Source organism: Limnohabitans sp. (assembly GCF_040400975.1).
GTDB lineage: Bacteria > Pseudomonadota > Gammaproteobacteria > Burkholderiales > Burkholderiaceae_C > Limnohabitans_A.
The window spans coordinates 36969-50129 of sequence record NZ_JBBAPF010000014.1; the positions used below are offsets into that span (position 1 = coordinate 36969).

The window sequence follows — 13161 nt, forward strand, 5'->3', positions numbered from 1 at the left end:
TTGTGGGTAAGGTCACACTCAGCCGATCAAGGCCGCGCTTCAGGGTCTGGTGCGGGTGCTCGGGCTGAGTTTTTTCCAAGGCAAATCGCCCGGGTCGGCCGCCATCGGGCCCGCCGCTTTGGCCACCAGCACGCGGCTGGCAATCGGTGTGAAGTCGGCGCGAAAATGGTTGGAGCTTTTGACCACCAAGAGCTTCATCTGCTCGGGCTGAATGCCCACGGCGCGAAAGAGTTCACGGTCCAGCATTTGCATCTTGCCGCTGGCCACGGCGATCAGCACACCGCCGATTTCCAGGCAGGCGCAGGGGCCGATCTGGGCCCTCATGCCGGTCATCATCGGGCCTTTGAGCTCGCAGTCATCCGCACCCAGGGCGCGCACCGTGAAGCGGCCTTGCAATGGCGGGTCACTGGCCTCGCCGGTGAAGGTGGGCACGGCCTTACCCAAAGCCAACTGCAGACTTGCCCCCACACCGGCCTCGTGCGCCATGCGGGCTGCAGCGGGGTCATAAAGCAAGCCCACAGCCACCTGGCCTGGCCAGCGCTGGCCAGCGCCTTGCTGCAGCAAGGCGTGCAGCATGCCGGTGGTGTTGCTGTCGCCACCTGCGCCCGGGTTGTCCTGGGTGTCGGCCATGACCACGGGCGGGCCCGACACCTCGGCGGTGGCCAGGGCTTGCGCCACCGCTTCGCGGGCGGGCAAAACATCCGGGCGCCATTGGCTGGGCTCGGCCACGCGCTCGAAGAGGCGCTGCACCGCTGTTTCGGCTTGGGGGCCATGGCCCCAGACCACGGGGCCGCATTCGTCAAAGTCAGACGCCGGAAAACCCATGCAAAAACTCAGCATGCAGCCGGTCTCCGATTCCAACGCGATCATTTCCTCGTAAAGGTTTTTGGCCGGGACCATCCAGGTGCTTTGCGCATTGAGCGGAATCAAAAAGGGCAGGCGACGCGCCTGCACCGGGCGCTTGGCCCCCTCACGCAGATGCTCGCGCAACAAGAGGGCCGCGCGTTCGCCGGTCTCGGCCATGTCGATGTGCGGGTAGGTGCGGTAAGCCACCAGACCATCGGACACACGCAGCATGCGTTCGGTCACATTGGCGTGCAAGTCCAGGCTCGCGACGATGGGCACACGGGGGCCCACCACAGCGCGGATGCGAGAGATGAGTTCGCCCTCGCTGTCGTCGGCGTTTTCGGCCACAGCCGCACCGTGAAGGTCCAGGTACACACCGTCCAGGCCCTGCACCATGGCGGCGCGCACATCGTCCAGGATGGCGCTGCAAATGCGCTCAAAAGCGTCGCGCGTGACATAAGAGGATGGCGTGGCCCCGGCCCAAGCCGAAGGCACGAGCTGCCAGTCTTCGCGCCGGGCCGCATCCATGAACCCGCCCACTGGGATATTCACACCGGTCATTTTTTCTACCATGGCCGGCCCGCGCACATAGGCCGGAAAGGCCTCACCGGTCTGGAAAGCGGCCCAATCGGCCAGGCTGGGGGCAAAGGTGTTGGTTTCGTGCTGGTAGCCAGCGATCAGGATACGGGTCATACGGTGTGAAATCGTCTCGGGGCGCTCGGGCTTCGAGTGAGGTGTGAAATAAAGAGTGGTGGATCGAGCGTGGGGACTGGGGTGTGGGCCATCAGGCCTCTAGCGGGGGCAAGGAGGCAGGTGCAGCTTCAAACAAGCGCCGGGTGTAGTCTTGTTGGGGGTTGGCGTACAGCTCGGCGGTGGGGCCTTCTTCAACGATGAGGCCCTGGTGCATGACGATCACGCGGTCGCACAGCTGGGCGGCCACACGCAGGTCGTGGGTGATGAACAACAGACCCAAGCCCAAACGCCCTTGGATTTCGCGCAGCAAATTCAAGATTTGCGCCTGAACGCTGACGTCAAGGGCACTCACCGCCTCGTCGGCCACCAACACCTTGGGTCGACAGGCCAGGGCCCGCGCAATGGCCAAACGTTGGCGCTGCCCACCGCTGAACTGGCTGGGATAGCGTTGCAAGGCCTCGACCGGTAGACGCACCTGCGACATCAATTCAGCCGCCAGGGCTTCGGCCTGGGCGCGAGTTTGGCCAAAGTTCATGGCCCCTTCGACCATAGACTGGCCCACTGTGCGACGCGGGTTGAGCGAGCGGTTGGGGTCTTGGAACACCACCTGCACCAAGCTGCGCAAAGGCCGCAAACGGCTTTCGGGCCATTGGGCCACCTCGTGTTCATCCCAATGGATACGCCCTTCGCTGGGATCGATCAAGCGGATCAGGCAACGGGCCAAGGTGGACTTGCCCGATCCGGACTCGCCCACGATGCCCACGGTCTCACCTGCATGCACCGCGACATGGGCATTTTGCAGAGCGGCCGTGGCGCGGTTGCGCCCCAGCCAGTCGCGACTGGCGTAGGTTTTGCCGACGCCTTGGCCCGACAACAGCACCGGACCCGTGAAAGCAGGTTTGGCGGCAGGCGGCGTCATGCCCGGTACGGCCGACAGCAACTGGCGCGTGTACGCGGCTTTCGGGCGGCGCAAGACCTGCTCACACGGCCCACCCTCGACGGCTTCGCCCTGGTTCATGACCAAGACTTCGTCGGCGATCTCGGCCACCACGCCCATGTCGTGTGTGATGAACAGCACCGCGCTGCCCTGCTCGCGCTGCAGGTCGGCGATCAAACGCAAAATTTCTTTTTGCGTGGTGACGTCCAGCGCCGTGGTGGGTTCATCGCAAATGATGAGTGCGGGCTTGAGCACCACGGCCATGGCGATCACGATGCGCTGACGCTGCCCACCGCTGAGCTGGTGCGGGTAGCTGCGCAGCATGCGCTCAGGATCGGGCAGTCGCACGCGTTCAAAAATACGCAGGATTTCGGCCCGGCGCTGCGCCGCTGGCCAATCGGTGTGGGTCGAGAGCAACTCTTCGACTTGGTCACCACAGGTCATGACCGGGTTGAGCGCGGTCATGGGCTCTTGAAACACCATGCCCATGCTGCGCCCACGCAAGGCCCGCAAACGTGCGGCCGAAGCCCCCAGCAAAGACTCGCCCTGCAACACAATTTCGCCGCCACTGGCTTGGAGTTCTTTGGCCAGCAAACCCATCACGGTGGTGGCCATGACCGATTTTCCCGAGCCCGACTCACCGACCACGCACAGGGTCTGACCCGGAAGAATGCTCAGCGACACCTGGTGCACCGCGTGCACCCGGTCGCCTCCAGAGGGCAAGGACACTGACAAATCGCGGATGGACAGCACTGGCACAGGTTCAGCACTCATCACGCCCCCCTCTTGGCAAATTTGGGGTCAAGCACGTCGCGCAAACCGTCGCCCAACAAATTCACCGCCAACACCGTGGGCACCAAAAACAAGGCGGGGTACAGCACATTGCCGGGGTACTGGCTGAACTGCACACGGCCCTCGGCCATGATGTTGCCCCAGGTCGGGATGTCGGCCGGCAAGCCCAGCCCGAGGAAACTCAAAATCGCCTCGGTCAAGACGGCACTGGCCGCAATGAAGGTGCCCTGCACGATCAAAGGCGCCATGGCATTGGGCAAGATGTGCCGCCACAAAATGACGGGGGTTGGCGTGGCCAAGGCGCGCGCTGCCTCAACAAAGGGTTCTTCGCGCAAGGACAATACCAAGGACCGCACCAAGCGGGTGACGCGCGGAATTTCGGGCACGGCGATGGCCACCACCACAGTCCACAACTGTGCGCCCAAAGCGGCCACCAAAGCAATCGCCAACAAGATGGCGGGGATCGCCATCAGCCCGTCCATGAAGCGCATCAACACCGCATCCACAGTCCGAAAATAACCGGCCAGCATGCCCAAGGTCCCGCCCACGAGCAGGGCTGCCAAGGCCGTGAACAAGCCGACCAACAAAGACACCCGCGTGCCATACAAAACACGGCTGTAAATGTCTCGCCCGAAGTTGTCAGAGCCCATCCAGAAGGTGTGGGCCACACTGGTGCCGTCCAGCAGCGCAAACGCCCCCACCGTGCCCGACAAGGTGTTGATGTGGCCCGAATCCATGGCCGCCGGGTCGACCGTGCCCATCCAAGGCGCCAAACTTGCGATCAGGATCAAAAGACCCAACACCCCCGCCCCAAAACGGATGGAGGTGTTGCCCAGCAATTGAGAAGCCAAGGGTTTCATGGGCATCAATACCGAATGCGCGGGTCGAGCCACAGATAGCTCAAATCGACCAGCAAATTGATCAGCACATACAGCGCACTGAAAAACAAAACCACGCCCTGAATGACCGGGAAGTCGCGGTTGAGCACCGCGTCCACGGTCAGCGATCCCAAACCGGGAATGGCGTAAACCGTCTCGGTCACCACCACGCCGCCAATCAGCAAAGCCACGCCGATGCCAATGACGGTGACAATGGGCACAGCCGCATTGCTGAGCGCATGGCGCATCAAGACAGCCTGCTCGGTCACCCCTTTGGCACGCGCCGTGCGGATGTAGTCTTCGGTCAAGGCCTCAGACACACTGGCCCGCGTGACTCGGGCAATCAAGGCCACGTAAATGGTGGCCAAACTGAGCCAAGGCAAGACCAGTTGCCAAGCCCATGCCTCCACCCCCTGCGAAGATGGCCCCAGCAAGCGCTTGTAGCCCTGCACCGGGAACCATTTGAGCTCGATGGCGAAGATGTAGATCAGCACGTAACCGATGACGAACACCGGCACCGAGAAACCGGCCACCGCAAAGCCCGACAAGATGCGGTCAAGCCAACCGCCCATGCGCCAGGCCGCCAAGGTGCCCAAAGGCACCGCGACCAACACGGCCAAGAGCATGGTGCCCGCCGCCAGCGACAGGGTCGGCTCGATGCGCTGGCCAATCAACTCCAAGACCGGTTTACCCAGGTAAAAGGAATACCCCAAGTCACCTTGGAGCACGCCGCTGAACCAGATCCAAAATTGTGTCCAAAGGGGTTCACTCAAACCCAATTGCTCACGGATCCGGTCAATGTCTTCGTTGGTGGCGTTGTTGCCCGCGATCACCGCCGCCGGGTCGCCCGGCGTGAGACGCAAGATCAGGAAGACCACCACAGCCACCGTCAACAAGACAGGGATCAGCGACAGCAATCGCTGCATCAAAAAACGCAACATGGGGGCTTTCGTGACGCTGCAAGACGTTCAAAGTCGGCAAGCTGGCGTGCCGACCCGAATCAATTTTTCTTGATGTTCCAGTAAACCTGAGCACCTGCAGGCACCAAGCCCGAGATGTTTTTGCGCAGCGCAGCGGGGTTGAAGTACTGACCCAATGGCACGTGCGAGGCGGTTTCCATGGCGCGCAGCTGAATTTGCTCGGCAATCTGCTTTTTCTGCGCATCGTTGGTGGCCTGGGCGAACTTGACCTTCAAGTCCTCGATCTGTTTGTCATCCTGCCAACCGAACCAACCCCGGTCACCGGCCGCGTTCATCATGGCCATGGTCAAAGGGTTCAAGATGTCGCCCGCCGTCCAGGCCGTCATGAACGCATTCCAGCCGCCTTGGGCCGGGGCATCCTTTTTGGCGCGGCGTGCCACCAAAGTGGCCCAGTCCATTTGCTGCATGTCCACTTTGAAACCGGCAGCTTCCAGTTGCTGCTTGGCCACCAATGGGAGTTTGGCGATCGAGGCCAAATCGGTCGGGCGCATCAGGAGCACAGGGGTGCCGTCATAACCAGCTTCTTTCAGCATTTGGGCGGCCTTTTTGGGGTCGGCCATGCCGGTGTAGATGCCCATCTTGTCGCTGGCCAGCGGTGTGCCGCAGGGGTAGATGCTCTTGCAAAAAGCAAACATGCCCGGTGCACCCACCTGGGTTTTCAGGTGCGCCTCTTGACCCAAAGCGACCATGGCCGCTTGACGGATCTTGACGTTGTTGAAGGGTGCATGCAGGTGGTTGAAGCGGAAAATGAACTGCAAACCAGCCGGCTGTGCGTCCACGATCTGGATGTCTTTTTGTGCCTTCAAAGACGAGTACTGCTCAAAAGTGGGCTGCTCGACGATGTCGACCTCGCCCGCCACCAAGGCATTGAACTGGGTTTGCGGGTCGCGGATGATGACCCACTCCACGCGGTCCACGTGCACTGTTTTGCCGCCGGTCGTGCCATCAGGGGCTTCGGCACGTGGCTTGTATTTGTCGTTTTTCACATATACCAGGCGCTCACCCGGCTTATACTCTTCGGCCACAAAGCGATAAGGACCAGAGCCCACATGCTCTTTGATCTGCTCGGTGCCGGGTGTGGCAGCGATGCGGGCGGGCATGATGAACAGCACATTGGACGAGGGCTTGCCCAAGGCTTCCAGCATCACGCCAAAAGGCTGTTTGAGCTTGATGACAAAGGTCTTGGCATCGGGAGCGCTGTAGTTGTCCACGCTTTTGGCCAGCACGCCGCCAAAACTGTCGCGGCTGGACCAACGCTTGATCGAGGCCACCACGTCTTCGCTGGTCACGGGTTTGCCGTCGTGAAATTCCAGACCATCGCGCAGTTTGAATGTCCAGGTCAGGTTGTCTTTGCTGACCGTCCACTTGTCCACCATCTGTGGCTTGACCTTGCCCGACAGATCGGTGCCGAACAAGGTGTCGTAAATCATGTAGCCATGGTTGCGTGTAACAAATGCCGTGCTCCACACCGGGTCCAAGATGGTGACGTTGGCATGGGGCACCACCTTGAGCGTCTTGGTTTGGGCCTGAACAGCCCAAGGACTCAACAAAGCAGCAGACAAGGCAGCCAGGGCGAAAAGAGAACGGCGTTTCATAAATCCACTCCAGTCAAAAGGGTGACATGTTCAAACGAAGGGTATCACTATAAAACAGAAGATGACACCTTCCCCGACACACCTTATCGACCTCAGCGCCTGTGACTTGTCACGCGCGGTACACCAACGGCAGGTGTCGTGCCATGAGGTCATGCTGGCGACGCTGGCCCAGGTGGACCGATTCAATCCGGGCAGCAACGCCATCGTCAGCCGTGTCGATACCGATGACTTGCTGCGTCAAGCCCGCGAACGCGACGCCCAATTGGCGCGGGGTGAATCCATGGGCTGGATGCATGGCATGCCCCAAGCCATCAAGGATTTGGCCCACGTGCAGGGCTTGCGCACCAGTCTGGGCAGCCCACTCATGAAAGACTTTGTGGCCGGCGAGGACGGTCTGATGGCCCAAAGGATGAAAGCTGCTGGCGCCATCGTCATTGGCAAAACCAACACGCCCGAGTTTGGCCTGGGCTCGCACACCTTCAACGAGGTGTTTGGCCCCACCCGCAATGCTTGGGATCCGAACAAATCGGCCGGCGGCAGCAGCGGCGGCGCGGCTGTGGCACTGGCCCAGCGGATGTTGCCGGTGGCCGATGGGTCCGACTTCATGGGCAGTTTGCGCAACCCGGCGGGCTGGAACCATGTCTTTGGCATGCGCCCCTCACAAGGGCGGGTGCCCATGCAGCCTGCACAAGACGTCTTCCTGGCCCAACTGGCCACAGAAGGCCCCATGGCCCGCCATGTGGCCGACTTGGCCCAGCTGCTGTCGGTCCAGGCTGGCCCCCACCCAGCCAGCCCTCTAAGCCTGACCGGTGATCCGTCCGTGTTTGCTGGCGCGTTAGACAGCGACCCGAAAGGCCAGCGCATCGGCTGGCTAGGCGACCTGCAAGGCCACCTGCCCATGGAAGAAGGCGTTTTGGAAGTGTGTGAATCGGCGCTGAACAGCTTTTCTGGCATGGGCTGCACCGTGGACGAAGCCCGGCTGGGCATGCCGCCCGAGCAGATTTGGCAAACATGGCTGGTCTGGCGTCAGGCTTTGGTGGGACCGCGCATCGCAACTTTGCTGGTCAACCCAGCCAACCGGGCGCACATCAAAGCCGAAGCGCTGTGGGAACACGACCAGTCTCTCACCCACACGGGTGCGCAGCTCATGTCGGCCAGTGCCAGCCGCACCCGCTTTTACCTGAGCATGCTGCAGCTGTTTGAAAAATTCGACGTGCTGGCCATTCCGGTCGCTCAGGTCTGGCCTTTTGATGTATCACTGCGCTGGCCGCAAAGCATTGCGGGCCGAAGCATGGACACTTACCACCGCTGGATGGAGGTGGTGATTTACGCCACCTTGGCGGGTTTGCCCTCCATCAGCGTGCCCGCAGGCTTTGGGGCCAACGGTTTGCCCATGGGCTTGGCGCTAATCGGCAAACCGCAGGGCGACTGGGACTTGTTGAAACTGGCGCACGCCTACGAAATGGCCAACCAAGACATGGTCAAGCGTCGCCCGCCTGGGGTTTGAAATTGGGCTTGGGGTTTGGGCTCAGTTTTGCTGCCAAGGCAGGCCTCTCACGCGCCAGCCGCCTTTGACGCCCCGGTGCGCCTGATCATCCGGATCGCCCTCAAAGCCTTCGAGGATGTTGTAGGCTTGCAGCCCCAGTTCAGTCGCACGTTGGGCAGCGGCGATCGAGCGCACACCGCTGCGACACAGCAGCACCAGCTTTTTGCCACCCGCGCCCAAAGCCTGCACACCCGCGTCAAAACCCGGGTTCATCGCCATGCCGGGCCACTGCTTCCAGGCCACGGCATGGGCACCGGGCACAAAACCAACCCAAGCACGTTCCGCATCGGTGCGCACGTCCACCAGTTCGGCCTCGCCCGATTGAACCCAAGCCCAAGCCTGTTCGGGTGAAACATCGCCTGCGTAGCCGGTGGCCGCTGGGGTGGACGGGCTTGTGGGTGTTGCTGCTGAGGTCATGGTGGGCTCATTCAAGTGGGTCAATGCGAATTACGCCCCTTTAGCATGGGGCCACAGGCGCAAATCATAGCTTTTTGCAGGCGCGCCAAAGTGTCCGTGACAGGACAGGCTGCAGCAGCTAAGATGCGGGTTTTGGTTGACGTTTACGTCAACGTCAAAGCCGCATCGCTACCGGAGCCCCTCATGACCGATCTGTCCGCCGAATTCAAAGCCTTGGCCGAATACCGCCCCACGAACAAGGTGCGCTTTGTCACCGCCGCCTCTCTGTTTGACGGCCATGATGCGGCCATCAACATCATGCGCCGCATCCTGCAAAGCATGGGCGCCGAAGTCATTCACCTGGGTCACAACCGTTCGGTGGACGAGGTGGTGACCGCCGCCCTGCAAGAAGACGCCCAAGGCATCGCCATCAGCTCTTACCAAGGCGGGCACAACGAATATTTCACCTACATGACCGAACTGCTCAAGGCCCGCGGGGGTGAGCACATCCAGGTGTTTGGCGGCGGTGGTGGCGTCATCGTGCCGTCCGAGATCCGCATGCTGGCCGAACACGGCGTGCGCATTTTCAGCCCCGAGGACGGCCAGAAGATGGGGCTGGCCGGCATGATCGGCGAGATGGTCATGCGCTGCGACAAAGACATCAGCCCCTTGGCCCCCAAAGACGTGGCCGCCATTCAGGGCCATGGCGAAATGAACTGGCGGGCTTTGGCGCAGCTGATCACAGCGCTGGAAAACGACAAGGCAGCTGCGGACGTGGTCAAAGCCGTGCGTGAACAAGCGACGCAAAAAAAGGTGCCCGTGTTGGGCATCACCGGCACTGGCGGTGCGGGCAAGTCTTCTCTCACTGATGAATTGATACGCCGCCTGCGCCTGGACCAAGACGACGCGCTGCGCGTGGCTGTGATCTCCATCGATCCTTCGCGCCGCAAGAGCGGTGGCGCTTTGCTGGGTGACCGCATCCGCATGAACGCGATCAGCCCCTGGTCACAAGGCCCACGCGTGTTCATGCGCTCGCTGGCCACGCGTGACTTTGGCAGTGAAATTTCGGCTGCTCTGCCCGACGTGGTGGCCGCTTGCAAGGTGGCAGGCTTTGACTTGATCGTCGTCGAGACTTCGGGCATCGGCCAGGGCGACGCCGCGATCGTGCCGCATGTGGATGTGCCCATGTACGTGATGACGCCCGAGTTCGGCGCGGCCAGCCAGCTCGAAAAAATCGACATGCTGGACTTCGCCGAATTCGTCGCCATCAACAAGTTCGACCGCAAAGGCGCGTCTGACGCGCTGCGCGATGTGGCCAAGCAGGTGCAGCGCAACAAAGAAGCCTGGACCGTGCCCACCGAGCAAATGCCGGTATTTGGCACCATGGCTGCGCGCTTCAATGACGACGGCGTCACGGCCCTCTACCAAGCCCTCAAGGCGCGACTGGCAGATCTGGGCATGAAGACCACCGAAGGCCGTTTGCCGGTGGTCAAGGTGCGTTACAGCACCCACCAGAACCCGGTGGTGCCCTCCTCGCGCACTCGATACCTTGCCGAAATCAGCGACACGGTGCGCGGCTACAAAAAGCGCGCCATCGAGCAGTCGCGGCTGGCCCGCGAAATCCAGCAACTGCGCGCTGCCGCCCGCATGCTCGAAGTGGGCAAATCCGGTCGCGCCAAGGCCGCCGAAGCAGCGATTGACCTGGCCGTGAGCCGCGAGCAAACGCAAGACCCCACGGCCCGCAAACTGCTGGCCCAGTGGCCCGACATGCAAAAAGCTTATGCGGGTGACGAATACGTGGTGAAGATCCGCGACAAGGAAATCCGCACCGCTCTGACCACCCAATCCTTGTCTGGCACCACCATCCGCAAAGTGGCCCTGCCCCAGTACGAAGACGATGGTGAAGTGCTCAAGTGGCTGATGCTGGACAACGTGCCCGGCAGCTACCCCTACACCGCTGGCACCTTTGCCTTCAAACGCGAGGGCGAAGACCCCACCCGCATGTTCGCCGGTGAAGGCGACCCCTTCCGCACCAACCGCCGCTTCAAGCTGGTGTCTGAGGGCTTGCCCGCCAAGCGCCTGTCCACCGCGTTTGACTCGGTCACGCTGTACGGCAACGACCCTGACCTGCGCCCCGACATCTACGGCAAAATCGGCAACTCGGGTGTGAACGTGGCCACGCTGGACGACATGAAGGTGCTGTATTCGGGCTTTGACCTGTGCAACCCAACCACCTCGGTGTCGATGACCATCAACGGCCCTGCGCCGTCGATCCTGGCCATGTTCATGAACACGGCCATCGACCAAAACCTCGACAAGTTCAAGACCGACAACGGCCGCGAACCCACCGAAACCGAAGCCGCCAACATCCGCGAATGGGTGCTGGCCAATGTGCGTGGCACGGTGCAGGCCGACATCCTGAAAGAAGACCAGGGCCAGAACACCTGCATCTTCTCGACCGAGTTTTCATTGAAAGTGATGGGCGACATCGCGCAGTATTTTGTTCACCACGACGTGCGCAACTTCTACTCGGTGTCCATCAGCGGTTATCACATTGCCGAAGCCGGGGCCAACCCGATCAGCCAACTGGCCTTCACGCTGTCCAACGGTTTCACCTTTGTGGAAGCGTATCTGGCGCGCGGCATGCACATCGACGACTTTGCGCCGAACCTGTCGTTCTTCTTCAGCAACGGCATGGACCCCGAGTACACCGTCATGGGCCGTGTGGCTCGCCGCATCTGGGCGGTGGCCATGAAAGAGAAGTACGGCGCGAACGAGCGCAGCCAAAAACTGAAGTACCACATCCAAACGTCAGGCCGCTCGCTGCACGCGCAAGAGATCCAGTTCAACGACATCCGCACCACGCTGCAAGCGCTGATCGCCATCTACGACAACTGCAACAGCCTGCACACCAACGCCTTTGACGAAGCCATCACCACACCCACCGAAGACTCGGTACGCCGTGCCATGGCGATCCAGATGATCATCAACCGCGAGTGGGGCCTGGCCAAGAACGAGAATCCGAGCCAAGGTGCCTTCATCATCGAAGAGTTGACCGAGTTGCTGGAAGAAGCCGTGCTGGCCGAGTTTGAAAAGATCGCCGAGCGCGGCGGCGTGCTGGGCGCGATGGAAACCGGCTACCAGCGCGGCAAGATCCAAGACGAGTCCATGCACTACGAGATGCTCAAGCACACCGGCGAGCAGCCTATCATCGGCGTCAACACCTTCCGCAACCCCAAGGGCGACGAGGTCATGGAGACGCTGGAACTGGCCCGCTCGACCGAGGAAGAAAAGCAGTCACAGCTCAAGCGCCTGAACGACTTCCACGCCCTGCACGCCAAAGAATCCCCCGCCATGCTCAAACGCCTGCAACAAGCCGTGATCGACAACGGGAACGTGTTCGAAGTGCTGATGGACGCGGTGCGGGTCTGCTCACTCGGCCAGATCACAAACGCGCTGTTTGAGGTGGGTGGTCAGTACCGGCGCAACATGTGAACCTCAGAAGTTCACCCGATTCCCGCCCTTGAGCGCCAGCATGCTGCGCGCCTCATCGGGTGTGGCGATCTCCAGGTTCAGGGCTTCGAGCACGGTGCGGATGCGATGCACCTGCTGAGCGCTGGACTCGGCCAATTTTCCAGGGCCGATCCACAGCGAGTCTTCCAGCCCCACCCGCACGTTCGAGCCCATGGCCGCGCCAATGCTGGCCAGCGCGATTTGGCCTTTGCCTGCACCCAGAATCGACCACTGGTAATCCAGGCCAAACAAGCGGTCGGCCGTGCGGCGCATGTGCATCAGGTCTTCGGGGTGCGGGCCAATGCCGCCCAAAATGCCGAACACCGATTGCACAAACAAAGGCCCCTTCACCAGTCCCCGATCCCGGAAGTGCGCCAGGTTGTACAGGTGGCTGATGTCGTAGCACTCGAACTCGAAGCGGGTGCCGTTTTCGGTGCCCAAGCGCAAAATCGTTTCGATGTCTTGGTAGGTATTTTTGAACACCAGGTCGCGGCTTTTTTCCAGATGCTCACGCTCCCACTCGTGCTCAAAATTTTTGAAGCGGTCCAGCATGGGGAACAGGCCAAAGTTCATCGACCCCATATTCAGCGACGCCACCTCGGGCTTGAAGGTCAGCGCCGGCTGCATGCGCTCGTGCACCGTCATGTGCGGGCTGCCACCTGTGGTGAGGTTAATCACGGCGTTGGTGTGGGCTTTGATCTTTTGCAAAAACGGCACAAAGAAGGCTGGGTCTTGCGTGGGACGGCCGTCTGCCGGATCGCGCGCATGCAGGTGCAAGATGGCCGCGCCCGCCTCGGCGGCGGCAATCGCCGCATCGGCGATCTCGTCGGCGGTCACCGGCAAATGCGGCGACATGCTGGGCGTGTGGATGGCGCCGGTGGGGGCGCAGGTGATGATGACTTTGCGGGCTTTGCTCATGAACCGACTCCTGAATGTGGTGGCCTGACCCCTTTGGGTTGGGTTTAATCCACAGCATGCCCGACCC

At 61.5% G+C, this 13161-nt stretch carries 9 protein-coding genes; 2 read left to right on the plus strand and 7 right to left on the minus strand.

Going from position 1 to position 13161, the window contains the following annotated elements; all coding sequences use genetic code 11:
* Positions 1-39: 39 nt before the first annotated feature.
* From ABWQ00_RS09775 to ABWQ00_RS09795, 5 genes are all read right to left on the minus strand, one after another.
* A complete protein-coding gene (locus ABWQ00_RS09775; RefSeq protein WP_353238484.1) occupies positions 40-1539 on the minus strand; it encodes a M81 family metallopeptidase in 1500 nt (499 codons plus the stop codon).
* A gap of 91 nt (positions 1540-1630) precedes the next feature.
* Positions 1631-3250 (minus strand): dipeptide ABC transporter ATP-binding protein, encoded by a 1620-nt coding sequence (locus tag ABWQ00_RS09780; RefSeq protein ID WP_353238485.1) that lies wholly within the window; start codon positions 3248-3250, stop codon positions 1631-1633.
* Positions 3250-4134: an ABC transporter permease gene (locus ABWQ00_RS09785; protein ID WP_353238486.1), complete on the minus strand. Its 885-nt coding sequence runs from the start codon at positions 4132-4134 to the stop codon at positions 3250-3252. The genes ABWQ00_RS09780 and ABWQ00_RS09785 overlap by 1 nt, the downstream gene beginning before the upstream one ends.
* Positions 4134-5087 carry an ABC transporter permease gene (locus ABWQ00_RS09790; protein ID WP_353238487.1) on the minus strand — a complete coding sequence of 318 codons (954 nt, stop codon included), beginning with the start codon at positions 5085-5087 and terminating at the stop codon, positions 4134-4136. The genes ABWQ00_RS09785 and ABWQ00_RS09790 overlap by 1 nt, the downstream gene beginning before the upstream one ends.
* Positions 5088-5146: 59 nt before the next feature.
* Positions 5147-6721: an ABC transporter substrate-binding protein gene (locus tag ABWQ00_RS09795; protein WP_353238488.1), complete on the minus strand. Its 1575-nt coding sequence runs from the start codon at positions 6719-6721 to the stop codon at positions 5147-5149.
* 61 nt (positions 6722-6782) lie between these two features.
* On the opposite strand from ABWQ00_RS09795, the gene ABWQ00_RS09800 reads away from it, so the two are divergent.
* Entirely contained in the window at positions 6783-8228 is a 1446-nt protein-coding gene (locus ABWQ00_RS09800) for an amidase (protein ID WP_353238489.1), read from the plus strand.
* 21 nt (positions 8229-8249) lie between these two features.
* On the opposite strand, the gene ABWQ00_RS09805 is transcribed toward ABWQ00_RS09800, so the two are convergent.
* Positions 8250-8684 (minus strand): rhodanese-like domain-containing protein, encoded by a 435-nt coding sequence (locus ABWQ00_RS09805; RefSeq protein WP_353238490.1) that lies wholly within the window; start codon positions 8682-8684, stop codon positions 8250-8252.
* A 183-nt stretch (positions 8685-8867) separates the two neighbouring features.
* On the opposite strand from ABWQ00_RS09805, the gene icmF reads away from it, so the two are divergent.
* Positions 8868-12158, plus strand: coding sequence for a fused isobutyryl-CoA mutase/GTPase IcmF (gene icmF, locus ABWQ00_RS09810; protein ID WP_353238491.1), 3291 nt, complete (start codon positions 8868-8870; stop codon positions 12156-12158).
* Between the two features lie 3 nt (positions 12159-12161).
* Here the strand turns inward: icmF and kce are convergent, their stop codons facing one another.
* The gene (gene kce / locus ABWQ00_RS09815) at positions 12162-13094 is read right to left on the minus strand and encodes a 3,5-dioxohexanoate:acetyl-CoA acetone transferase (RefSeq protein WP_353238492.1); all 933 of its coding nucleotides are present in this window, start codon (positions 13092-13094) and stop codon (positions 12162-12164) included.
* Positions 13095-13161: the final 67 nt, after the last annotated feature.

Coding starts and splice junctions, on each gene's coding strand:
- ABWQ00_RS09775 (WP_353238484.1), bottom strand. CDS start 1,539: ATGACCCGTATCCTGATCGCTGGCTACCAGCACGAAACCAACACCTTT.
- ABWQ00_RS09780 (WP_353238485.1), bottom strand. CDS start 3,250: ATGAGTGCTGAACCTGTGCCAGTGCTGTCCATCCGCGATTTGTCAGTG.
- ABWQ00_RS09785 (WP_353238486.1), bottom strand. CDS start 4,134: ATGCCCATGAAACCCTTGGCTTCTCAATTGCTGGGCAACACCTCCATC.
- ABWQ00_RS09790 (WP_353238487.1), bottom strand. CDS start 5,087: ATGTTGCGTTTTTTGATGCAGCGATTGCTGTCGCTGATCCCTGTCTTG.
- ABWQ00_RS09795 (WP_353238488.1), bottom strand. CDS start 6,721: ATGAAACGCCGTTCTCTTTTCGCCCTGGCTGCCTTGTCTGCTGCTTTG.
- ABWQ00_RS09800 (WP_353238489.1), top strand. CDS start 6,783: ATGACACCTTCCCCGACACACCTTATCGACCTCAGCGCCTGTGACTTG.
- ABWQ00_RS09805 (WP_353238490.1), bottom strand. CDS start 8,684: ATGACCTCAGCAGCAACACCCACAAGCCCGTCCACCCCAGCGGCCACC.
- icmF (WP_353238491.1), top strand. CDS start 8,868: ATGACCGATCTGTCCGCCGAATTCAAAGCCTTGGCCGAATACCGCCCC.
- kce (WP_353238492.1), bottom strand. CDS start 13,094: ATGAGCAAAGCCCGCAAAGTCATCATCACCTGCGCCCCCACCGGCGCC.